General features: G+C 45.0%; 20 protein-coding genes. 10 read left to right on the top strand and 10 right to left on the bottom strand.

The window, feature by feature from the left end; translation table 11 throughout:
• Positions 1 to 225: 225 nt before the first annotated feature.
• The gene (locus EJ063_RS00660; protein ID WP_126572081.1) at positions 226 to 504 is read right to left on the bottom strand and encodes an HlyU family transcriptional regulator; all 279 of its coding nucleotides are present in this window, start codon (positions 502 to 504) and stop codon (positions 226 to 228) included.
• A gap of 17 nt (positions 505 to 521) precedes the next feature.
• Positions 522 to 884 carry a late competence development ComFB family protein gene (locus EJ063_RS00655; protein WP_126572080.1) on the bottom strand — a complete coding sequence of 121 codons (363 nt, stop codon included), beginning with the start codon at positions 882 to 884 and terminating at the stop codon, positions 522 to 524.
• A gap of 222 nt (positions 885 to 1,106) precedes the next feature.
• Between EJ063_RS00655 and EJ063_RS00650 the strand changes: the two genes are divergently transcribed.
• Entirely contained in the window at positions 1,107 to 2,342 is a 1,236-nt protein-coding gene (locus EJ063_RS00650) for a GGDEF domain-containing protein (RefSeq protein ID WP_126572079.1), read from the top strand.
• An 11-nt stretch (positions 2,343 to 2,353) separates the two neighbouring features.
• Here the strand turns inward: EJ063_RS00650 and EJ063_RS00645 are convergent, their stop codons facing one another.
• Both EJ063_RS00645 and EJ063_RS00640 read right to left on the bottom strand, forming a co-directional pair.
• A complete protein-coding gene (locus EJ063_RS00645; RefSeq protein ID WP_126572078.1) occupies positions 2,354 to 3,343 on the bottom strand; it encodes a Solitary outer membrane autotransporter beta-barrel domain in 990 nt (329 codons plus the stop codon).
• Positions 3,344 to 3,411: 68 nt separating this feature from the next.
• On the bottom strand, positions 3,412 to 4,353 hold the full coding sequence (locus tag EJ063_RS00640; RefSeq protein WP_126572077.1) for a GGDEF domain-containing protein: 942 nt from the start codon (positions 4,351 to 4,353) through the stop codon (positions 3,412 to 3,414).
• A gap of 205 nt (positions 4,354 to 4,558) precedes the next feature.
• Between EJ063_RS00640 and EJ063_RS00635 the strand changes: the two genes are divergently transcribed.
• The gene (locus tag EJ063_RS00635; RefSeq protein WP_126572076.1) at positions 4,559 to 4,996 is read left to right on the top strand and encodes a DUF3069 domain-containing protein; all 438 of its coding nucleotides are present in this window, start codon (positions 4,559 to 4,561) and stop codon (positions 4,994 to 4,996) included.
• 33 nt (positions 4,997 to 5,029) lie between these two features.
• On the opposite strand, the gene modC is transcribed toward EJ063_RS00635, so the two are convergent.
• The 4 genes from modC to EJ063_RS00615 are packed head-to-tail and all read right to left on the bottom strand — an operon-like array spanning position 5,030 to position 9,057.
• A complete protein-coding gene (gene modC / locus EJ063_RS00630) occupies positions 5,030 to 6,136 on the bottom strand; it encodes a molybdenum ABC transporter ATP-binding protein ModC (RefSeq protein WP_126572075.1) in 1,107 nt (368 codons plus the stop codon).
• Positions 6,133 to 6,831 (bottom strand): molybdate ABC transporter permease subunit, encoded by a 699-nt coding sequence (gene modB / locus EJ063_RS00625; RefSeq protein WP_126572074.1) that lies wholly within the window; start codon positions 6,829 to 6,831, stop codon positions 6,133 to 6,135. Before modB ends, modC begins: the two co-directional genes overlap by 4 nt.
• Positions 6,831 to 7,586 carry a molybdate ABC transporter substrate-binding protein gene (modA, locus tag EJ063_RS00620; RefSeq protein ID WP_126572073.1) on the bottom strand — a complete coding sequence of 252 codons (756 nt, stop codon included), beginning with the start codon at positions 7,584 to 7,586 and terminating at the stop codon, positions 6,831 to 6,833. Before modA ends, modB begins: the two co-directional genes overlap by 1 nt.
• 13 nt (positions 7,587 to 7,599) lie before the next feature.
• Complete coding sequence (locus tag EJ063_RS00615) at positions 7,600 to 9,057, bottom strand: cobyric acid synthase (protein ID WP_126572072.1); 1,458 nt, start codon at positions 9,055 to 9,057, stop codon at positions 7,600 to 7,602.
• A 172-nt stretch (positions 9,058 to 9,229) separates the two neighbouring features.
• Here EJ063_RS00615 and EJ063_RS00610 point away from each other — a divergent pair, with 172 nt between their 5' ends.
• From EJ063_RS00610 to EJ063_RS00600, 3 genes are all read left to right on the top strand, one after another.
• A complete protein-coding gene (locus tag EJ063_RS00610; RefSeq protein WP_126572071.1) occupies positions 9,230 to 9,601 on the top strand; it encodes a YgiW/YdeI family stress tolerance OB fold protein in 372 nt (123 codons plus the stop codon).
• Between the two features lie 95 nt (positions 9,602 to 9,696).
• A complete protein-coding gene (locus EJ063_RS00605; protein WP_126572070.1) occupies positions 9,697 to 10,215 on the top strand; it encodes a hypothetical protein in 519 nt (172 codons plus the stop codon).
• Positions 10,216 to 10,387: 172 nt separating this feature from the next.
• Positions 10,388 to 12,268, top strand: a complete 1,881-nt coding sequence (locus tag EJ063_RS00600) for a methyl-accepting chemotaxis protein (RefSeq protein WP_126572069.1) — start codon at positions 10,388 to 10,390, stop codon at positions 12,266 to 12,268.
• A 51-nt stretch (positions 12,269 to 12,319) separates the two neighbouring features.
• On the opposite strand, the gene cra is transcribed toward EJ063_RS00600, so the two are convergent.
• Complete coding sequence (cra, locus tag EJ063_RS00595) at positions 12,320 to 13,297, bottom strand: catabolite repressor/activator (RefSeq protein ID WP_126572068.1); 978 nt, start codon at positions 13,295 to 13,297, stop codon at positions 12,320 to 12,322.
• Positions 13,298 to 13,585: 288 nt separating this feature from the next.
• Between cra and fruB the strand changes: the two genes are divergently transcribed.
• The 5 genes from fruB to glgC all read left to right on the top strand — a co-directional run bounded on the left by fruB (position 13,586) and on the right by glgC (position 20,929).
• Positions 13,586 to 14,716, top strand: coding sequence for a fused PTS fructose transporter subunit IIA/HPr protein (gene fruB / locus EJ063_RS00590; RefSeq protein ID WP_126572067.1), 1,131 nt, complete (start codon positions 13,586 to 13,588; stop codon positions 14,714 to 14,716).
• 9 nt (positions 14,717 to 14,725) lie between these two features.
• Entirely contained in the window at positions 14,726 to 15,694 is a 969-nt protein-coding gene (gene pfkB, locus EJ063_RS00585) for a 1-phosphofructokinase (RefSeq protein WP_126572066.1), read from the top strand.
• A 21-nt stretch (positions 15,695 to 15,715) separates the two neighbouring features.
• Positions 15,716 to 17,458, top strand: a complete 1,743-nt coding sequence (fruA, locus tag EJ063_RS00580; protein WP_126572065.1) for a PTS fructose transporter subunit IIBC — start codon at positions 15,716 to 15,718, stop codon at positions 17,456 to 17,458.
• A 202-nt stretch (positions 17,459 to 17,660) separates the two neighbouring features.
• Positions 17,661 to 19,562: a sensor domain-containing diguanylate cyclase gene (locus tag EJ063_RS00575; protein ID WP_126572064.1), complete on the top strand. Its 1,902-nt coding sequence runs from the start codon at positions 17,661 to 17,663 to the stop codon at positions 19,560 to 19,562.
• Positions 19,563 to 19,696: 134 nt separating this feature from the next.
• The gene (glgC, locus tag EJ063_RS00570) at positions 19,697 to 20,929 is read left to right on the top strand and encodes a glucose-1-phosphate adenylyltransferase (RefSeq protein WP_126572063.1); all 1,233 of its coding nucleotides are present in this window, start codon (positions 19,697 to 19,699) and stop codon (positions 20,927 to 20,929) included.
• 67 nt (positions 20,930 to 20,996) lie between these two features.
• On the opposite strand, the gene EJ063_RS00565 is transcribed toward glgC, so the two are convergent.
• The gene (locus tag EJ063_RS00565) at positions 20,997 to 24,173 is read right to left on the bottom strand and encodes a chitinase C-terminal domain-containing protein (protein ID WP_126572062.1); all 3,177 of its coding nucleotides are present in this window, start codon (positions 24,171 to 24,173) and stop codon (positions 20,997 to 20,999) included.
• Positions 24,174 to 24,250: the final 77 nt, after the last annotated feature.

Raw genomic sequence — 24,250 nt, 5'->3', positions numbered from 1 at the left:
TTTGTTACAAAAACACAAAATATCATTAGTTATAACCATCGGTAATGGAACGCTTGATTGATTCTTTGAGTTATCAGTCGATCATTCACCCTTATTCACAGGTCTTACCAGATTAAATAATATTTCGTTAAAACAACGAATTAGAGCTCAATAGAAACAAAAAGAGCCATCAGCATAACGGCTAATGGCTCTAAAATTTATGATGCTCATCAAGTTGAAAAGAATCTATTGGAAAATATTGTCGCCCATCTGATCAATGAACATCTGTGCCTTTTTCAACATAAATTCATTGGCATCAGTTTCGCTAGGCAAAACATCTGAACGAATAAATCGGTGCGTTTTCGTTTCTTCGCCAAACTGTTTAGTAATACGGCCAGCAATTCGATATTGCCCGCCTTCAGATTGCGCTTCTTGGTAGATCAAATACTCTTTGTATTCAATCGGCTCAACTTCTTGTTTAGGTTGTTCTTTCTTCGTTCCGAATAAGCGTGAAAACAGTCCCACTTAGCGCTCCTTTCTTATTACTTCTTATTTAAGATCGGCTTCTCGAACCACTCAAGCTCGACATCATCATCAAAACTCTGTTTGCTGAAAATGACCGGAATTTCATCTTGCCGATTCTTTCTGCGGTCGTCAACGATCATACTTACCGCAGCATCAACAGCACTCTCAGCGTACTCTTTGAGGGTCACTAAGCGCTCTTCTGGTAACGCTGATAAAAAGTCGATGTCATGTCGAATGTAAACCGGTCGTAATTGACTGAGTGCTAAACACGCGAGATCAGCGAGTTGTTCATGATCGAACTTCTCTACATATTCTTCATTGGCAAGCACTTGACCAACAAGAGTTTCCATATAGTTATGAACATCTACACTTATTTGCATATCATCTAGCTCCTTCTCAGATAGCATACCAAGCTTTACAGCCTATACAATGTGTTCACTTGATGCTACAGGTTGTATAGACAAGCATCAACAATTGAGCGTAATTTACTCATACACGCACTTTTCAATCATAAGTTTAGTAAAAAGCTTGGAAATTCATCAAATAAAAGTATTCTTAACATGCATTTGAACAATAAATTAAATTCCAACTAGGCTAGGTGCATGTCCTTTTCGATCGTCACTACAAATTGGTTCCGTGTTACGTTGCCTCTGCTGTTGTTGACGTTTATTGGAATAGGAATAGATAACGTTATCCTCCTGACCCAATCCAACTTAGGTGTGGTGACCAAGTTTCCTTATATTCTTTTCTGTTCCGCTATCATGTTAAGCCATGCGTTTAAACAGAGCCGAATCGCAATGGTCGCATCTGCCTTAATGCTCTGTTATTGGGTAATTCAAGAAAGGCTTCAGTCGCCGCTCTCCTCAGGTACAACCATATTAGAACTGTCGCTGTTGGCGGCGCTGTTACCCATCGCTCTGCTGCTTGTCTACTCCTATAAAGATTCCAAGCTATTTACCCGCTCATTTGCCAGTTATTTGGTGACACTGTCACTACTTGCGTTCTGGTGTTACCTGATTTTGATGCACTTTTATGATGGCGGGTTCGATAATATCAATGACACGTTCCTATTCGTCGTGCCCACGATATCTAAGCTGCCACTTATCTTAGTGGTCTATTTAACCGCAATGGTTCTGATATTTTCAATGTGCGTATTGAACATGAACCGTAACGTCGATGTGGTTATCTATTCAGCGACCCTGCTCACTTCGATTACCTTTGTATTTTTCCATGTCAGCTTCATATCCAGCACCATGTTCTCTCTCGCTGGGATCTTGCTTCTCGTCTACTTGCTGTCTGCAAGCTATGAACTGGCCTTTACCGATTCACTCACTGAAATTCCAGGACGCCTAGCATTAGAGTCAGATCTGAAAAACTTAGGGCGTACCTACACCATTGCGATGCTCGATATCGATCACTTCAAAGCGTTTAATGATACCTATGGCCATGACACAGGTGATGATGTGCTCAAGCTTGTCGCTTCAAAGATGACTCTCGTTGGAGGCCGAGCAAAGGTGTATCGCTACGGTGGTGAAGAGTTTACCGTTCTATTCAAAGGCAAGTTAGCAGATGATGCAAAAGATCACTTAGAGCTACTGAGAGCGTCTATCGAATCTTACGATATGGTCCTTAGGAATCAAGACTCTCGCCCGAAAGACGATAAAGCAGGTTCAAAAAAACGCGGCGGAAACAAAAGGAACGATGTGGTTAATGTTACGATCAGTATTGGCGTGGCTGACAGTAGCGAGATCAATAAGGTTTCTGAGGTGATGAAAGCAGCCGACAAAGCCTTATACAAAGCAAAGAAAGCCGGCCGCAATAAAGTTTGCTTAGCCTAGAGCATGATGTATTAGTCTGCTTGGTTAAAAAACAGCACGATACTCCCACCCTTTAAATTACTTCCATAGTTAATGTTCAAGCCCAAACCAACGTTATCGATCCAATCGGATTCAAACGGTGGGGTCATTAACCACCCAACAGAGCCTTCATAGTAATAAGGCGTTCCCATTGGTTTACTGGTGTCTCCACCAATGTCTATGCGCCTAAAGCTGGTATAGACAGACTGTAACGAGCGACCAAGCCTACTCACGTTATAGTAAGCTTCAATACCGTTAGCGAAGTACCACCCTTCTGGATTGCCCACATCTCCATAGTTGGCTTCTCCCCAACCTTGGCCAAAAAAGTAGTGGAACGCTGAGGTCACATTCCAACTGCCCCAATTGGTCGGCTCAATGTATTTGAGTTCAGCATGAGGTTCGACTGAAGCCGCCCAAGCATCTGTATTAAAAATCACGCCATCCAGTGCGGGCTTCACGACATCATTAGAAAAATCACTCTGGTATTCATGGTGATTTCTAAAATATTGAAGGTGAACACCGACACCTGGGGTTAACGTCCAATGATCTGACAGCTTGTATTGGTATCGATAAGCCGTAAATGCACCGAGGATGATTTCATGTTGATAGTCTTGAGGATCGTTACTTCTGATCTCATAGTCTTGCTTAGAACCTACGATAGAGAAACGAGTAAAGATTTGGTGCTTGTGCTGTGCGTCTTCATCGCTGAGATCAAACGTGTAAGGCAATGTCGACACACCAATCTGTTGCCTAAGCTTCACTGACTCTTGGGAGCCAATATCTTCATTGTCGAGGTTAAACCATTCATTGGGATCAAAGTCATGGATACCGACCGTGAACACGTCACTGTCGGTTAATACAATTGCGGTAGCAAACGCTTGTTCTAGATAAGATTCAAGGTTGGCATTGCCCTGCGCATTTACTGATGTCGCAGCACACGCACAAGATAAACCGAGATAACGAAATGTCTTCGACGTTACCATTCGCCCTAAGCCTTAAAATTATGGTGAGATTTGAATAAGTTACTTCAAATTAGCAGTGAATACCATTGCTATCCGTTATGGACAATGGAAACGTATTGATTCCTGCCTGACTGTTTTGCGAGATACAACTGTTTATCAACACGATCATAAAGTTCTGAGATCGTTTCTTTACCGGTGGGAACAAGCGTCAACACACCTTGTGACACTGTCACTACGCCTGACACATCGCTATAATCATGAGGAATTGCCAATCCCTCTAAAGCCGACTTAATTCTTTCAGCGTCGGTTTCAGCTTTCTCTTGGTCAGTATGGCCAAGAATAATCACAAACTCCTCACCGCCGTATCGCCCCACCACTTCACCACTGCGAACAAACAACTCTTTCAGCAAGCTGGCCAATTGAATTAGGCATTCGTCACCTTCCGTATGACCGTAGTTATCATTGAAAGGCTTAAACATATCGACATCTAGCAAGATCAAACTAAGTGATAAACGATGCCGACCATGAAGCGCAATCATCTCCGCGAGCTTATTGTCTATGCAGCGGCGGTTTTTTACTTTGGTTAAACCGTCTTCTTGTGCCAACTGTTCAAGCTCTCGGTTTGCTTCAGCCAACTGTGCTGACTTTTGCTTTAATTCACGCCTCATCTGAGCAATTCGCTGCATGGCTATAAGCTTAGAGTTAAGAACGATTTTATCGACAGGTTTCACTAAGTAATCATCCCCGCCGGCTTCAATGGCATTGGCGACCATCGTCGGTTCGTCATGGCTACTTAGGAAAATAATGGGTACCCACTCTGGGTATTGCTCGCGGATCTTAGATGAGACTTCAAAGCCATTCATCTCAGGCATCGAAATATCGAGTAGAATCAAATCAGGTTCGAAGGTGGGGTAAAGTTCCAAAGCCCGAACACCTGAATCAGCGACTTCAACCGTATGACCGAGCTGTTTTAGTCGTATCGCTAACTGAATACGTTCCATTTGCACATCATCGACGAGCAATATTTTCATTGAAGAACCCGTTACATCCACCCTGTACGCTCCGCTAGCAATCAGTTGTTAAGTTGTTTTAGTTTTATTCTGCTCAAAACTAACAGAAAATCACGCGCTTAGGCTAAAAATACTACATGATGAGATATTCCTCCATTCGAGGTTGACATTTAGCCCCAATTTTTTACGATATCGCCGTCATATACACTTATAAGAGAAGATAACCATGTCTGACGTTAATCAAACAGAACAACCGAAAGTAGACTTAGCAGAAGTTTCAGCAGAACTTCGTCAAGTTATTCAATTTGATGAAGTACCAGAAGCAATGCACTACATGGTAACGTCAATCCATGAAGTCTCTGAAGACGCAGTACGAGAAGCTTGGAACGAACTACCAAACAGTGCTCAGAACGTGCTAGATAACTTTGAGCAGTTTCACGCTCTGATTTCTGTCAGCCAAGCATTCGCTGGTATCAATGTAATGGAAGAGTTCCCAACACTTGACCTTCCAAAAGACATGACAGAAGAGCAGAAAGAAGAATACCGTGCTTCGCTACTTGACCAAGTTCTACACAACTGTGTAAAGGATATGGTTAAGCAGATTAAAAAAGCGCGCCGTGACCCAATTCTTAAACGTGATTTCACAGACGTGTTCGCGAAATAAAGAAACAAAAAACGCCGCATCTCGCGGCGTTTTTTAATGGGATAGCACCACGTCTTTTTGCGTAACACTGACCCCTTTCACCTGCACATAAACCGGCAAGCCAACGTCTAGTTCAAGTTCATCTTTTGCCCAAGCCGTAATGGTGGCATTTAGACAGCACTTCTCTGCCAACGCGATCTTAATTGACACACTTTGCCTTTCGTTCCCGTGGGTCTGAGTTTCGATGGCCTTGATTGAGCCCTTTAAAATATTTCGAATAGAGGTCCCTTTCGGCTCTTCGAGCATGATAGACACATCATTGGCCCGAACTTGAAGCCTAACCGATGAGCCCAACTCCCCTTCAACTTTTTGTACCCAAAGAGAAACTTTGTCGGCGAGTTCGATCTTTGACAATGCATACTGCTCGTTGTGCTGAACTAATTTTCCTTCAAATAACGAACTTTGTTCTGAAAATGATTGCCATGGTCGCATCGCCTTTGATGCCCAAACCTCTTCTATTGGCCCAGAAACAGCAATTTTACCGTGTTCTAAAACCGCTAAATGCGTTGATAACCTCAACACTTCGTTCAAGCTATGGGAAACATAGAGAATTGGAATTTCTATGCTTAATGCCAATTGTTCCAGAAAGGGCATCACTTCCCTTTTTCTTGGAAGGTCTAAAGAGGCCAACGGCTCATCCATTAAGAGAATATCCGGTTTTGATAACAACGCACGCCCGATTGCAACGCGTTGTTTCTCACCACCCGACAATTGATTCGGGTAACGCTCGAGCAATGAGCCCAGAGCCAATAATTCAACAATCTGCTTAAAGTGTGTTTCGTCAGGTGATTTCACACCATACTTGAGATTGGTTTTAACCTTACAGTGAGGGAACAAACGTGCGTCTTGAAATACATAGCCGACATTGCGTTTATACGTGGCGACATTAACGTTAGACGAAGAATCAAACAGCGTTTTGCCATTCACTTTGACATAACCTGAATCTGGCGCGGTTAATCCCGCAATGACGTTAATCAGTGACGTTTTACCTGCACCCGATCGACCAAAGATCGCGGTGATCCCCTTTTCAGGTAACACTAAGTCAATATCAAATTGAGTCTCGCCCAAGCGCTGTTTATAGCAAACTTCTATCTGACTCATTGGCGCGCTCCTAATCGACGTGTCGTTGCTTTGCTTAAGCGTTCGGAGATCACAAGCGAGCTCAAGGCAATCACGATCGAAATAATACAAAGGCGCATAGCCTCCGCTTCTGAACCGGGTGTCTCAATAAAATTGTACATCGCCAAAGGAATAGTTTGAGTCTCGCCTGGAATATTGGAAACGAAACTAATCGTGGCACCAAATTCACCCAAGCTGCGGGCAAACGCGAGCATTGTTCCAGTAATGATCCCTGGAATCGTTAGAGGCAGTGTAATAGTAAGAAAGATTTTAAAAGGCGACGCGCCAAGGGTTGCTGCTGCTTGCTCTAGCTTGGTATCGACAGATTCAAGGCTCAAACGGATAGAACGAACCATAAGTGGCAATGAAACGACAATACAGGCGAGTACCGCGCCTTTCCAATTGAATGAGAAGACCAGACCAAAATGTTCGTATAACCAACTGCCTAAAAAGCCTTGTCGTCCCATTGAGATCAACAGCAGGTAGCCGATAACGACCGGAGGAAGCACAAGCGGTAGATGAATGATGCTGTCAACAAGACTTTTTCCGGGAAATTGTTTTCGGGCCAATACCCAAGCAATCGCAATACCTAATGGAATCAGCCACACTATCGCGAAGAAGGCAACTTTGAGACTCAGCATTAACGCTTGATATTCGTACTCGGTTAAAACATCCATCAATTTTCGTGTACCTTTTTGAAACCATACTGCTGAAGAATCGCTTGCCCGTGTGGCGATCGTACAAATTGACTAAATGCTTGCGTTGCTTCTTTTTCGTTTAGTGTCGTCATTGGGTAGACGATAGCGTCATGGGTCGATTCGGGTAAGCGCCCAACAAGGTGAACCTTATCACTTGATAAGGCATCCGTGAGGTAAACGATGCCCAGAGGTGATTCATTACGTTCAACCAATGCCAAGACGGTACGTACATTTTTTGTTGGAGCGAGCTGCCCTGCCAGGTTTGACCAAACGCCTAGAGCTTGCAAAGACTGCTTAGCGTAAATGCCGGCAGGCACCGCATTTGTTTGCCCTAATGCCAGTCTTTGTCCATCTAATGTATCTAGCCAAGACTGAGCGTTAGCTGTCTCAAGATGAGTCGCTTGCTGCCCTACGACGACAAGTTGATTAGACGCAACAATTGTGACAGCGTCACTATCAATGGCCTCTTTACTCAGTAAATAGTCCATCCACTTCTGGTTCGCCGCGATGAAAATATCTGCTGGCGCCCCCTGTTCTATTTGCCTAGCGAGTGATGATGTTCCTGCGAAAATAAGGGTCACTTTCACATCATGCTCTCGTTCAAATTGTGTGCTCAATGCTTGAAGGGCCTGAGTCATTGAAGATGCTGCGTAAACACGAATAGACTCTTGACCAAAACTGGACGAGCTCATCAAAAGTAAAGTGAGAAATTGTATTAAATGACGACGTTTCATTACTGCCTATTTGTTATAAGTCGGGCCACAGTTTTGCTAGATCAACATGCTGCTCTATCGCGTCAGCTATCTGATCAATCGCTTTTTGTTGATTTTGTTTATGGTCAATGTGAGTCAACTCATCAACACCAAGCCAATGGGTAATTTCCCCAAGAGCAGCGGGCGTATCGAAGATACCATGCAAATAGGTACCAAACACTTGATTACAGTCACTGATTGCGCCATCAAGAATGCCCGTTTCCAAGCGAATAGCTTCAGAGCCTCGAACATTAGAAATACCAGCATGAATTTCATAACCACTCACAGGCACAGGTCGGCCGTTTAAGCTCAGCGTACCTGTTACATTCGTGAGGGTTTTACTCGGTTTCAGCTCGGTTTCTATATCAAGGTATCCAAGTCCTTGAGTTGAGCCTGCCTGCCCTTCAATACCCAGAGGGTCATCAATGCGATTACCGAGCATCTGATAGCCACCACAAATCCCCATCACTTTACCACCTAAACGTAAATGGCGTTGTATATCTTGGTCCCAACCTTGGCTTCTTAGGTACTCTAAGTCACTCCTTACTGCTTTAGAGCCCGGCAGAATGATTAAGTCTGCATTTTGAAGGCGCTCACCCTTACCTACATAACGTAAGTTAATATCGGGATTCTGTCTTAGCGCATCAAAATCGGTATGATTACTGATCCTAGGTAAGACAGGTACCACAACACTCAACTTACTTATCTCTCCATTGACTTGTTCAGCGTTGATCGCGTCTTCCGCTTCAAGATCAAAACCATGCAAATATGGAAGGACACCAAGTACCGGTATGTCGGTTTTCTCTTCAAGCCAATCTAACCCCGGTTGAAGCAATCCAATATCACCGCGAAAGCGATTAATGACAAAGCCGACAACACGCTGTTGCTCACTTTCAGATAATAGCGCTAGCGTGCCGTAAAGATGGGCAAAAACGCCACCACGATCGATATCTGCAACAATAATGACGGGCACATCCGCTTCTTCAGCAAATCCCATATTAGCAATGTCGTTTTCTCTAAGGTTGATCTCCGCTGGACTACCCGCCCCCTCAATGACTACAGTATCAAATTGCTGTTGGAGTATTTCGAAAGACTCTAAAACTACCGGTAAGGCTACTTTTTTGTATGACTGATAGCCAATCGCATCAACAGTTGTGGTTGCTTTGCCTTGAAAGATGACTTGAGCACCGGTATCGGTATGAGGTTTGAGTAATACTGGGTTCATGTGAACGCTAGATTCAATATTGCACGCGACCGCTTGAACCGCTTGAGCTCGACCAATTTCGCCACCATCCGCGGTGACGGCACTATTTAACGCCATATTTTGAGGTTTAAAAGGGGCAACATTCACACCCTTTCTCGCTAGTACGCGGCACAGACCTGCCACTAAAACACTTTTACCTGCATCTGACGTAGTCCCTTGAACCATCAGTGCTTTTAACGTCGACTGCATGTCGTATCAAATCCATTAGATTTCTTATTGTAAGCGCCATAATAACGGCTTTTACCAGTTTTACTCAATAAGATGAACGGAATATGAATTACCTGCTCAGCCTCGATTCAACTTCACTCTGTTTTAATAGCACCATCAAACAAACATTGACGAATTAATAAAGGAAATACCCATGAAGAAACTTCTTATCGCGACTGCTGCAACAATGATCCTAGCACCTACTTTCGCAATGGCTAAAGATGGTCATGACAAACATAGCGGCGTTCAATATACCGGCCCTGTTGAGATCGCTTCAGTAAGCTCTCTACTGGAAGACACAAGCATGTTTACAGAAAAAAATGTTGTTGTTGAAGGTGTGTTGGTACGCCAAGTAAAAGGTGACACATTTATCTTCTCAGACGGTAATTCGGAAATTCAGGTTGAACTAGACGATGACATTAATATGGCGAAATCTATTGACCACACGACAAAACTTCGTCTATTTGGTGAATACGAAGGCGGAAATACACCGGAAATTGAAGTAGATCGTATCCAAGTTCTATAATCTACCTGAATTAGTCTCTCGATTGAGTTATTATCTGGCTTGCTTATTGCAAGTCATTTTTATAACACCATTTTAATGTTAGTCGGAGACTACTTTTGAAAAAAATCATTTTGGCCAGTGCCCTAGCATTCGCAGGTATCAGTGGAAGTACTCAAGCGAATAACTTTAGCTACAACTATTTTGAAGTTCGTACCGCCATAGGGCCAGAAATGACAGGGGCAGAGTTTAGCACTCTGTTTACCGACAACTCTCACTTTATTGTTCGCGTAGATTCGCAATTCGACAATGACTACGACCTTGCTGGTGGTATCGGATTCAATGGTCCTGTAAACCAATTTGTTGACGTGTACGGACAACTGCTCATTCACCAAGTTAAACTGACTGAAGAAGCTGGTGGTGAAAGTAACACTCAAGCCGAAGTGAACATTGGTATGCGTGCGTGGTTAACCAACCAAGTTGAAGCAACGATGCGTTTAGGTCGTAACGATGACTCTTCAGTGTTCCATGGTGGTGTCCGTTTCCACTCGACTGAGCAACTCTCTCTTTCTGCTGAAACGCGCAATAACGGCTTGTACGGCCCTCAAGTCACCATGTCGGTTCGATTCCAATACTAAAACGATCCCTCAGGCTACTGACTTAGCAGTAGCCTCTTTATCTCCCTAAAAAGTTTTGACCCACTTAAAATAACCCGTTCCCTTGTAATAAATAGTACGCATGACCATTTAATTGTTTCATTATGTAACGTATAATGTGCGGGCATTTAAACCCCTGGGGATGAACAACGAAATGAACGCCATTTCAATAAAAAACAAACTCACGATTGCTTTCGTTATCGCCATTTTGGTTATGACAGCGATTCAAACCTATATGACCGGCCGTCAATTACTTGATGAAACCTACCGTTCAGTGAAACAGTATGGTACCACTCTGCTAGAAACGAACATTTCAGGCATGGATAAATGGATTCAAGGGCGAATTAACGTCGTAAACGCTGCGAAAGACGCGTTTAAATATTCAGATAACCCAACCAGCTATTTCACCCAAAGCACCAACGCAGGTCAATTCCAAATCGCTTATGCTGGCTTAAGTGATGGTACATTCATGCAGGGTGTTGATTTACCCGTTCCTCCAGGCTATGACCCGCGCCAACGCGATTGGTATACAAACGCCATGTCGAAAGGGACTTTCCATATCACTGAACCCTACATTGATGTCGCAACCAATGACCTCGTCGTAACGATTGCTACCCCGTTTTCAACTAACGGCTATAACGGGGTTATTGGTGCTGACATGAACATTAAGTCTCTGGTTGAAGATATCGTCAACCTGCACGAGACCGGCGTTTACGCATTCTTGGTAAACAGCCAAGGAAAGATTGTTGCACATAAAGACACCTCACTGGCGCTTAAACCTATCAGCCGCATCTCTGACAACTTAAACATTGGTACAATCCAGTCCATCGCTCAAAGTCATGAGATCAAGGAAATTCCAGTCGCCGGTGCTGAAGCCTTTGTCTCTTCACGACTGGTTCCGAATACTGATTGGTACTTTACCGTTGTGATCGATAAGGACAATGCATTCGCCTCATTCCGTTCTGTACTTCGCCAAGCGGCATTTATGGGTGTATTACAAACCATTATTATCGCCTTCATTGCTCTATTCTTCATTCAACGAGCCCTAGCACCTCTGCTAACTCTAAGCAAATCGATGGAAGCCTTGTCGAAAGGTGACGGCGACCTAACGCAACGCATCAAAGTTGAAACAAAAGACGAAATTGGCTTACTGGCAACCCATGTCAATGCGTTCATTAGTAAATTACAACAAATCGTCCAAGACATTGCTCAATCATCAACAGCGCTGGATGAACAGTCGAAAACCAGTACGGATGTTGCACGACAAACCAGTGAAGGCTTGGCTATTCAGCTTAATGAAATGTCACAAATCGCTACAGCTGTTCATGAAATGTCAGCAGCGGCGGAAGAAGTGGCAAACAATGCCCAACTGACGGCCAATTCTGCAATCGGTTCTACTGAGCATTGTAATGAAGGTAAAGAAGTGATTATTCGTAACCAGGAATCGATCACTAGCCTTGCACAGCAAGTAGAGAACGCTGCTAAGGTAATCCGCGAGCTTGAGAAGAATGCACTTGATATCAATATGATTCTTTCCACCATCAGTGACATCGCAGAGCAGACTAACTTGCTTGCGCTTAACGCTGCCATCGAAGCTGCCCGTGCAGGTGAACAAGGGCGTGGTTTTGCGGTTGTTGCGGATGAAGTACGTGTTCTTTCACAACGTACTCATAGCTCGACCAATGAAATTCGTGAAATGATTGAAAGCTTGCAGCAGAATAGTGTTGAAGCGGTAAATTCTATGCAACGTAGCCAAGATCTCGCGCAATCAAGTGTTGATGACGCAAGCAACGCGACCGAAGCTCTAGAGAAGATCGCCCTATCGATCCAAGATATCTCGGATATGGCTTCTCACATTTCAAATGCCGCTTCAGAGCAGCGCACCGTGACAGGCGAAGTGAGTAAGAACATTCAGCTAGCGAACGATGTTTCTGATCAGATGTCAGTACAAGCCGATAGCTCACGCGAACTTTCTGAGCACCTACAGACCATCGCGAAGCAACTTAACAACCAAGTTAAGCTGTTCCGCTACTAGATATACCCTGTCTCTAATACAAAGCCCCGCTACATGCGGGGCTTTCCATTTCTAACGTTCAATGATCTTTCTAGGGATTAACTCTATACCCGGCTGATATCGCTTGGCCGCAGCATTCAAGGCAAGCGCCATCGCACTGTCAGCGATAAGCTCAAATTGCTGAGGCAATGAGTTGATCTTCATCGGCAAAAAGTCCAATAGTCGATTATCACCGAAGGTCGCAAGCTTAACCTTCTTGGCGAGCTCTGGTTTTTCTAACATCACATCTAACACCCCTTCTAATAAGGTATAAGAGGTAGTGATAATCGCGTCTGGCATCGCGCCATTATCAAGCCAGCCCTCCAGTACTTGCTTACCATCAGTTCGATTAAAGTGCTCACCGTAGCCGACAATCAGTTGTTTACCTTTGTGCTTCACAGCCGACTGAAAGCCTAGTTCCCGTTCTTTGGAAACATTCAGTTCAGGCAGTGCACCAATTAACCCCACCGAAGCAACTTGCTCATCTAATACCGACTGAGTTAGCTCAAACGCACCACTAAAGTCTTCACTGATAACGCAAGAAAAGTGTTCATCATCTAGCGGGCGGTCAATGGCGATGACCGGAGTGCCACTCTTTTGTAATTCGAGATAATAATCGGTCGCTTCAGGGATAACACTTGCGACAAACAAGGCATCGACTTTGCGGCTCACTAGCGCCCTAACCACATTTTTTTCAGTGTCCGGCTCATCATCCGAACAGGCGATCAAGATCTGGTAACCTGCTGAACGTGAATTCTGCTCCAACAATTTTGCCAAGCGTGCGTAACTGGTGTTTTCAAGGTCTGGGATAATCAAACCAAAAGAACGACTGTGTCCAGCACGTAACGTACTTGCCGCTAAATCAGGTCGGTAGTTATGTGCATCAACAACTTCCATCACCTTACGCTGTGTCTTTTCGCTGATCCTATATTTTTGGGCTTTGCCATTAATCACATAGCTCGCAGTGGTTTTCGACACCCCAGCAAGCTTAGCAATTTCATCAAGTGTCATATCTAACGCCCCTTTATTGTGCACTGGATCATAATCCATCACGAATGATCAATCTCTAAGTTGAATTATAAGCTGAAACGATTCAGTATAAAAGCTGAAAGGATTCAGCAAGAGATAGAAAGTGACTTGAATCACGATGAATGACCTTTAAAGCCAACCTTTAGTTGAGCGACTTGCTGGATTCTAAAATTTTTCTTTTTTGCTGAATCGATTCAGTTGAATTTAGCAAATACACATTTGAGTATCTTCGACACGATTTGGAGATTCATTTTCAAGCTGGAGAGCCCCATGCTTACACTGTCCAATAAAGATATTACTCTTGCTCAACAGGCAAGTGACAAAATCGAAGCGATCAAAAATATTGCACAAAGCCTTGCTGAAAATGGCTTTGTCGATGGTGGCTATGTTAATGGCATGATTGATAGAGAGCATCAAAGTGCCACGTTTTTAGGTAATGGTATTGCCATCCCCCATGGCACTGTCGAAACCAAGTCACTGGTTAAGTCAACCGGTGTTGCCGTCCACCACTACCCTAAAGGCGTAGATTGGGGCAATGGAAATACGGTTTATGTTGCGATCGGTATTGCAGCAAAGTCTGACGAACACCTAGAGATTCTGAAGCAATTAACGAAAGTATTAGGCTCTGACGGCGTGGAAGAAGCGCTCAAATCAGCGAAGAAAGAACAAGACATCATTCAGCTTCTTTTAGGCCAGACCCAACTAGACGCGGATCTCGACGCGGCACACGTTCAGCTAAACTTCCCTGCCAGCGACATGCTGCAAATGGGCGCTGTCGCATCAGGACTACTCAAAAACAGTGGTTGCGCTGGCAATGAGTTTGTAGCCGATATCATCAATAAAAAGCCTACCCACTTAGGTCAAGGCCTATGGTTGGTAGGAAGCGACAAAGCTGTAACCCGTACCGGTGTTTCATTTGTTTCAACGGCAAATGATTGTCAATACGAAGGTTTGCCAGTGCGCGGACTTATTACCTTTTCAGCCTGTAATGCAGCACATAAAAGTATCTTATCCAATTTGTCGTCCCTTGTTTTTAACAACAAGCAAAACGACCTGCTTGAAGCGAACACCGAGCAACTCATTGCAATGCTAAAAGGCGAAAGTGCCGCACCATCACGCTCTGATGATCATAGTGCAGTATTCAAAATCAAGAATGCTCATGGCTTGCACGCTCGTCCGGGCGCAATGCTAGTTGCTGAAGCGAAGAAGTTTGAGTCAAACATTCGCGTGGCCAACCTTGATGGTGATTCCAAAGAAGTGAATGCGAAGAGCCTGATGAAAGTGATCGCTCTCGGTGTGAAACATGGCCACCAGCTTAAGTTTACGGCTGAAGGCCACGATGCGACTCAAGCCCTTGAGTCTATTGGTGCTGCGATCGCATCTGGCCTCGGTGAAGGTTAAGGAGTCAATATGAGTAAAACCAACAAAGTCGTTACCATCACGCTCAACCCTGCCCTTGACCTTACTGGTTCATTGAGCACATTAACTTCAGGTAGCGTCAATCTTGTCTCAAAAAGCAATCTCCATGCTGCGGGCAAAGGTGTAAACGTTGCCAAAGTACTGAGTGATTTAGGTGCTGATGTCACTGTGACAGGTTTTTTGGGCCGTGATAACACTGAACTGTTTTATCAACTGTTTAAACAAATTGGCGTTTCAAACCAGTTTGTCGAAGTCTCTGGTGCAACACGAATCAACGTTAAATTGGTTGAGCAGGACGAGAATGTTACTGATATCAACTTTCCTGGCGTTACCGTGTCACAGGGCGATATTGATAAATTTGAGCAACAGTTGTTTGAACTTGCGGAAACACATGAGTTCTTCGTATTTGCAGGCAGTCTACCTGGTGGTATCAGCCCAGAACTCTGTGCTCAGTGGATCCAGAAATTACGTCAGCAAGGTAAAAAAGTCCTATTTGATAGCAGTCGAGCGGCGCTTAAAGCAGGTATTGACGCTCAACCTTGGCTAATTAAGCCGAATGACGAAGAGCTCAGCGATTTTGTTGGTCAGCCACTCACTAGTCAAGAGCAGTGTAAAACAGCTGCACAAAATCTTGGTGATAAAGGCATCGAAAACATCGTTGTATCGATGGGTAAAGATGGCGTGATGTGGTTTCACGACAACCAATGGCTGAGTGCTAAACCACCCAAAATGTCCGTTGTCAGCACAGTAGGAGCCGGAGATACATTAGTAGCCGGTTTGTGTTGGGGCCACATGCAAATGTTTGATAAGCCGCAGACACTGCGTTTTGCGACTGCGTTATCGGCACTTGCCGTAAGCCAAATTGGCGTTGGATTAACCAGCCATAAAGAGCTGGAAAACATTATGGACCAAACGAGTGTTCAATCACTTGATTCAAATAGCACTCGAGACGAGAACTAAGGAACAAAAGGTTACCCTATTATGAAGATAGCAATCATTACTGCCTGCCCTAGTGGCGTAGCAAACAGCATTCTTGCTGCCGGTCTGTTAGAACAAGCGGCTCACTCTCTTGGTTGGGACGCTAAGATTGAATGCCAATCTAATGTTATCGAGCCATCGCTTCTGACAGACGCTGATATTGACCAATCCGATGCCATCATTATCGCCGCTGATCGCACCATCGACACAACTCGCTTTGTTGGCAAACCTGTTTACAGTGCGCCGATCAGTGAAGTAACTGTCGACCCTAAAGCATTCTTAACCACTGCATGCGAAAAAGCCTCTCTTTTAAGTCAAGATGAAGCGGTAGCGTCTGAACCGATTCAACAAACCACATCTAACAGCGCTCAGAAGATCGTTGCAATTACTGCATGCCCAACAGGTGTCGCACACACCTTCATGGCGGCAGAAGCCCTAGAGCAAGAAGGTGCTCAGCGTGGCCATCAAATCAAAGTTGAAACACGTGGTTCCGTAGGTGCAAAAAACCAACTTACTGCACAAGAAATACAAGATGCGGATTTGGTCATCATCGCTGCTGATATCGAAGTGCCATTAGATCGCTTCGATGGCAAGCTGATGTACCGCACTAAAACAGGTCCTGCGCTAAAGAAAACGGCTCAAGAGATGGATAACGCCTTTGAACAGGCGACGGTCTACCAACACTCTGGCGCCTCTTCAGCGCAAACTGAAGAAAAGAAAGGCGCTTATAAACACTTAATGACCGGTGTTTCACACATGCTTCCTGTTGTTGTAGCAGGTGGATTAATCATTGCACTGTCATTTGTATTCGGTATCGAAGCGTTCAAAGAAGAAGGCACGTTAGCCGCTGCGTTAATGACCATTGGTGGCGGCTCTGCGTTTGCACTGATGATTCCTGTTTTAGCTGGTTACATCGCATTTTCCATTGCTGACCGTCCAGGTCTCGCTCCGGGTTTAGTTGGCGGTATGCTAGCTAGCTCGACAGGTGCAGGTTTCTTAGGCGGTATTGCTGCTGGTTTCATTGCAGGTTATGCGGCTAAGTTCCTGGCAGACAAAGTCTCACTGCCACAGTCAATGGAAGCACTGAAGCCGATCCTTATCATTCCATTTGTTGCCACGCTATTTACTGGTCTAGCGATGATTTATGTTGTGGGTGGTCCGGTGGCTGGCATCATGACAGCATTAACTGATTTCCTTAACAACATGGGCTCAGACAGTGCCGTTCTACTTGGCTTGTTGCTTGGTGCAATGATGTGTTTCGATTTAGGTGGCCCTGTGAACAAGGCAGCTTACGCATTCGGGGTTGGCCTACTGGCTTCTGAAACGTATGCCCCGATGGCGGCTATTATGGCTGCAGGCATGGTTCCGGCTCTTGGTATGGGCTTAGCGACATTCATTGCGAAAAACAAGTTTGAGAAAAGTGAACAAGAAGCCGGTAAAGCCTCTTTCGTGCTTGGTTTATGCTTTATCTCCGAGGGTGCGATTCCATTTGCCGCGAAAGATCCAATGCGTGTTATTCCAGCATGTATGGCAGGTGGCGCATTGACGGGGGCTCTCTCTATGCTGTTTGGCGCGAAGCTTATGGCTCCTCATGGCGGTCTATTCGTACTACTGATTCCAAACGCCATCACTCCGGTATTTATGTACCTTATTGCGATTGCTGCTGGTACAGCGGTAACAGGCATTAGCTACGCATTACTTAAAGCAAAAGCAGAATCTAAACAGGCGGAAGTTACAACAGCGTAACGGCTAACCATTATTAGCCAAACAAAGCACCTTAAATAAGGTGCTTTGTTTTATTCTACCAGTACAAACTTCGCAACTTTGCCACTTCCACCAAATTAAAGCACGACATACCCATTGTTATTAATATTCAACCTTGCTCACAGCTAATCGCACTAGCTCTTGATATACTAATCAGCCCAAACTATCGATTTTTTGAACAAAGATGCACAAGCGAAACTCAAAACTCGTCTTACAATTTACCCTCGTGCTATGTGCACTTTCGTTTGTCCCGTTTTTATACTTTTACAACCAGCTGTCAATGCTCGAAGTTAAAACCGCGCAGAATGTTGAACAACTTAACCGCAATAAGCTTGAGTATGCAAAAGCCGAATTGAATTCTTCAATGGCGAAGATTTCTTCTTCGATTCGTTATCTCGCGCATAATAACATCCTGCTGCAAGCGATTAAGAACCCTACGCCATCAAACCTTGATGCACTTGAAGACTTTTGGCTTCTGATTGCAAGAACACAAGGCTATTACTCACAATTACGAATCCTCAGTCCAGAAGGGATGGAGCTCGTTCGAGTCAACAGTGGTGAGCATTTCATAGAAGTCGTCGATCAGAGTGACCTACAATTTAAAGGTGACCGTGATTACTTTAAATATGCAAAAACACTCAAGCCTCAGCAAATGGGTACGTTCGGTATTGACTTAGAAGTTGAGAACGGTGTTGTCGTTCGTCCCCTGACTCCAGCATATCGAATCCTCTTCCCTATTTCTTACAACAGCCAAACCATTGGCTATTTTGTCGTTAACCTTGATCTACTTAGGCTTTACAAAAACTTGGCTTATAAAGGACTGGCTGACAATTTACCCAATATAGCGACCGACCAAGGCTACTATCTGATGTCTTCACAAGGTAGCAATATAATGGGCCACCTTCTAAACGATAATTCTGAACAAAATTTAGCGATTCAGTACCCGAGCTTATGGCGTATTGTCCAACTGCGGGAATCAGGTACAGCAAAAGGCGATCATGGATGGTTCTCTTTCACTAAGTCCTCCATTGGCGATAGTGCACGAGAAAACAACCTAATCATCTTCTTAACCACTGACTTCTCTGAAGCTCAGGCGTTTAGTGACCATGAACGCCACGCAATCTACCAACAAGCTGCACTCATTTCGATCATTCTATTGCTCCTTACTTTTAGCTTTGTGACATGGAACTTCAATCACCGTAAAAACAGCCTTGATAGCAAAATTGCACGCGCTGCGATGAATGGTATGTCAGCAATGGTGATCACCGACAGAAACAACCGCATAGTTCAAGTGAATGAAGAGTTTACCCGTGCCAGTGGTTATAAGTTGGAAGATGTCAAAGGCAAGCCACCTTCGCTATTTTCATCAGGCAAACACTCTCAAGACTTTTACATTAAGATGTGGCGAGCCCTTAAAGAAGACGGTCTGTGGGAAGGTGAAGTGGTCAACAAGCGCCAAGACGGATCAGAAATAACGGAAATCCTCCGCATTCAAACCGTCAAAGATAAACAAGATACGATTCAATTTTATGTCGCTTCGTTTATTGATATTACGCAAAGGAAATCGCTTGAGAACCGTCTGCGTGAGCTGAGTTTAAAAGACCCACTCACGAGTTTGTGGAATCGCCGCAAGTTTGATTCTGAGATGCAGACCCATTCTGCCCGTTACCGCCGTTATCAATCGTCAGAGGGTTCTACTCTTGCCCTTATCGATATTGATCATTTCAAACGAATTAACGATCAATACGGGCACGATCAAGGTGATGAAGTCATTAAAGAAGTGGCTGACTCATTAACGGAACAATTGCGCGAAACCGACATCATCGCCCGGATAGGTGGTGAAGAGTTTGCTCTAATCATGCCTCATACCGAGCTAAAAGAGGCTGAGGTCGTTTTGAATCGTATACGCATTGCCGTAAACCTAAACAGCCAAAAAAATGTAACCGTAAGTGTTGGCATAACCGAAATATCGGATGTACCAGAAGAAACCTATAAACGAGCAGATATTGCACTGTATGAGTCAAAATCCCTCGGACGAAATCAGGTCTCAGTACTCTCAGTCGTGGAATCACAATCCTTTGCATAACTTTGGTGCAGCTGCATTGTGCACTGCACCAATTTATATCAAACTAGTTCCCCATCAAGTTAGTAACGGCCTGTTTTCAATAACTTATTCATTGGCTTAATTCTTGTACTATCCTAAGTGATTAAAACATAATAATGACTAGGGAAAGGTTCATGAAAGATACATTGACGATTATTTTGGCTGGTGGAATGGGCTCTAGGCTTAGCCCCCTAACCGATGATAGAGCAAAACCTGCAGTCCCCTTTGGCGGAAAGTACCGAATCATCGACTTTACTCTGACTAACTGTTTGCACTCCGGCCTTAGACAAATCCTCGTCCTCACTCAATATAAATCTCACTCTCTGCAAAAGCATCTCAGAGATGGGTGGTCTATCTTCAACCCTGAATTGGGTGAGTTTGTCACGGTTGTTCCTCCTCAAATGCGTGGCGGTGGTAAGTGGTATGAAGGGACTGCTGATGCCATCTATCACAACTTATGGCTTTTAGAACGCAGCGATGCAAAGCACATCATAGTATTGTCTGGCGACCACATTTATCGAATGGATTACGCAGAAATGCTCAAAGACCATATAGAGAATAACGCCAAACTGACGATTGCCGCTATGGATGTCCCTAGAGAGGAAGCGTCTGCCTTTGGCGTACTGTCGACAGAAGCCAATGGATTGGTTGATTCTTTTATTGAAAAGCCGTCTAACCCACCGAGCATGCCAGAAGATGAAAGTCGCAGTTTAGCCTCGATGGGGATCTATATTTTTGAAGCCGAAACTTTAAAAACCGCCCTTCTTCAAGATGCCGATGATCCAAGATCCTCGCATGATTTCGGTAAAGATATTATCCCTAAGCTTATCGATGAAAGACGCGTCTATGCCTACAATTTTTGCTCTGATCGCGGGCGAGTTGCTAAAGATTGCTACTGGCGCGACGTAGGAACAATAGACTCTTTTTATCGAGCGAATATGGATTTGCTCGAACCTGTCCCGCCTATGAACCTCTATCAAGAAAATTGGGGAGTAAGAACATACGAGCGACAACTGCCACCAGCACGAACGGTTTCTTCCGCTACCGGAAACGAGGGGATTTTCATTAACTCGATTATCGCCAACGGAGTGGTGAATTCTGGAGGCTCTGTTCAGCACTCGATCATTTCATCGGATGTTCGAATTGAAGACAGTGCCACCATTGTAGACAGTATTCTTTTTGATAGTGTTACCGTTGGTAAAGGGTGCAAGCTCGTCAACTGCATCATTGATAAGCACGTTGAGCTTCCTCCTTATACAGAAATCGGCTTAAACCCAGCACTCGACGCGGAGCGTTTTCATATATCGGAAGGCGGCATCGTTGTCGTGCCAGAAAGCTACAAGTTTTAGTCGTTATCAACCTCCCTCTAGAAAAAAGGCCTTGGAATCCCAAGGCCTTTGCTATTTTAGCTCATGATTATGGACAAGTTACTTCATCCCAGAACCAGTTGCTTTGGGTTGGGCTTTCCCATGATCCCGGATTGTTCTTCGCGACAAAACACTTGCTGTTGAATTGGTAGGTTTCGCCATTTTGTGCTTTTGTCACACCCGGCTCCCACGCAGTTACAGTGCCACTACCCGTGTTACCGCCGGTGTCTCCACCACCAGTATCACCGCCGCCAGTGTCTCCACCACCCGTATTGCCGTCACCGTTACCTGCATTTAGGTCTGCAAGTGGCAGATCCGGTTGCTCAAACTTAAACGCGTAATCTACGCCATTAATGTTCACTGTGTAGTTAGCCGGACCGGAAATTGGTAGGTAATACACCATATCTAACTCGTAAGTACCACCAGCTGGTAGCTCTTTCCAAGCCGGTAAGCTAAACGCTACACGGTGCATGGTGCCATCAAGACCACCGATATTGTTTGCACGTGTATGACCAGAAGCAATGACTGCTAGGCCACCACCAGACTGATCTTTCGCGTTATCTGGCGCAGAGACAGGAATATCAAACTGGAATTCCGTGCCACCTGGGATCGCTTGGCCCGTGTTATTAGTGAACGTTACTTTCGGGTTAATTGGGTAGTTTTGGTCACCCACTTTAAAGCCACCGATAGAAACGGTAATGTCTACAGCTTCTGTAGGGATAGCACCCGTTGCGATCTTATTACCGTAAGGAGTCGCAGACTTGAACTTCTCGTACATCGCTTTGGTCATGGTGTTACCCATGTGGTACTCACCATTACCTGTTTTACACGCTTGTTCAGTTGCATCGACCGTTGTGCGCTGACCATTTGCATCAAGCACGTAACAGTTGTAGTCACCCGCTAACTCCCAGAACATGATACCGCCGATTTCTTTATCGATAACGTAGTCCGCTTTCACGTTCACGGACGCTTCATCTTCAGTAGATAGGAATACGCCTTTCTCAGCGTTCCATAACCACGGCGCAACAGCTACGCTGTCGTAGTTGCGTTCATACGTTCCGACAAAACGATCTGTTGGATCGTTCACAGGATCAAGTTTGTATGCGTCTGAGTAAGTACCCCAAATACCATTTTCTAGGTTCTTCGCATGCCACATAGGACCTGAACCCGCACCCATTTCGTTACCTTTAGGGTCGGTATCGTGCCACATGTTGTCGATACCTACTGCGCCATTACCACAGTTGTTCTTCTCACCTTCACCCGTACCTTCTGGACACTGTGATTGGTTAGGCAGTGCTGCACGGCCCCAAAGACCATTTGTACCGCCCGTTACACCTTGCCAACCACGTGTATAGTAAGGAACACCAATGTTAATACGACCAGCTGGCATTGAGCCACGGAAGTAGTGGTAAGCCCAGTCAGTATTTAGGTAACCAATGCCACCATAAGCCGCTGTGCCATAAACGTTCCACTGTGCTAGCTCTGAATCTTCGCCAGTATCAAACAAGGCCGCATTGTGACCAACGTGGTCGTTCCATGCACCGTGCAAGTCGTAAGACATGATGTTGACGTAATCGAGGTACTTAGTCACATCAAATGTTTCCATACCACGCAGTAAGTAGCCTGAAGATGGCGCCGCGATGGTTAGCATGTAGTGATTACCATCTTGCGCTGACGCTGCATCAAGCTTCTCACGTAAGACTTTCATTAGAACTTGGTAAGAGGCCCATAGGTAAGCACGACGTGGCTCCATAAATGCTTTATCGTATGGGTTACCCGCACCCGCCATTGACGTTGGGTATTCGTAATCGATATCCAGACCGTCAAATTTGTAGGTACGCATCATTTCAACAGCAGATGTTGCGAACTTCTCGATACCTGCGTGGTTGATTGAGCCGTCTGCGTTAGTCGTCATCGTGTAGAAACCACCATCTGCGACTCGGTTACCGTCTGCACCAAAGTGACCGCCAGTCTCTGCCCAGCCACCGATCGAGATTAACGTCTTAACGCCGTAACGCTCTTTGTAGGTTGCTAACGCACCGAAGTGACCTTTGAATCCAAGTGCAGGATCGATATCAACGCCAGCCCACTCTTTGCCTGTTGCTGCATTGCTTGGATCGTTCACATCACCGAGGTTAACTTTACCGTCTGGGCCGATGCCGACAAACGCATAGTTAATGTGAGTCAGTTGCTCCCAAGGGATATCTTTAACGAGGTAAGCAGCTTGAGGATCATCACCTGCACGCCAACTTGTGAAGTAACCAATCACACGGCGAGGGTGATCAGCGCCCATTAGCTCACGACCTTCTTCATCATAAGCCGTACAGTAAGGAACATTAACGCCTTCTGTTTGGTAAAGGCCATCTGGGCGACAAGTTGCAACGGTAGGCGCACCATTAACGGTAAGAGAGCTAGAAGAAGAGTTAGTTACCGCACCGAGGTTATCTGTCGCTTTGGCATAAACAGCCAAAGTGCCAGCTTGAGTTGTTGTGTAGTCAAGCGTGTATGGCGCACTTGCTACCGTACCCACTAGGCTACCAGCAACATAGAAATCGACTTTATCAACGGTACCATCAGTATCAGCGGCGTTTGCCGTTAACGTTACTACGCCACCCACATCAACGGTCGTTGCTGATAGTGCAACATCAACACTTGGCGGAATATTGTCAGGGTTAGCCGAAGCAACTACGACACTGATCGCACTTGGTGTACTTTGTGCACCCGCATCATCATACGAAACAACACTGATTGAGTAGTTGCCGACAGAAGCAGTCCAAGCAGCACTGTACGGTGCAGAAGTCGCTTGTGCGACAACAGCGCCATCCACTAAGAATTCAACCTTAGTCACCGTGCCATCAATGTCTGCTGCATTGGCAGAGAGCACCACAACATCACCTTCAGTGATCGCGTCTGTGGCACTTGGTGATGTCAGTTCAGCTGTAGGCAGTTCATTCCCGCCGGTAACATCGCAACTGCCTAACTCTTTCCAATGGCCCCAAGGTCCTGAAGTTTGTTCTGGGTCATTTCCTTGAGTCCAGTAATTGGCTTGGTAACTTTGACCTAAATGTTCGACTTGATCGCCAGTGTTGTATACCGCGGTCGAGTCCCAACCATTTAGAGTGCTACAATCAACAGCCGCATAACTGTTGAATGCCATCAAACATGATGCGCTAATCGTACTGAGAGTAAACACTCTCTTTACCGCATTCCCTTTTGATAAGTGCATATCGCTCTATCCTTAAGTTATTGTTTACACGTATGAACAAGTGGTTTGTATTTACCACCTACTTAGATTCCGATGTA

This window comes from Vibrio aquaticus, from assembly GCF_003970385.1.
Classification (GTDB): Bacteria; Pseudomonadota; Gammaproteobacteria; order Enterobacterales; family Vibrionaceae; genus Vibrio; species Vibrio aquaticus.
This window is presented reverse-complemented; position numbering and strand designations above follow the sequence as displayed.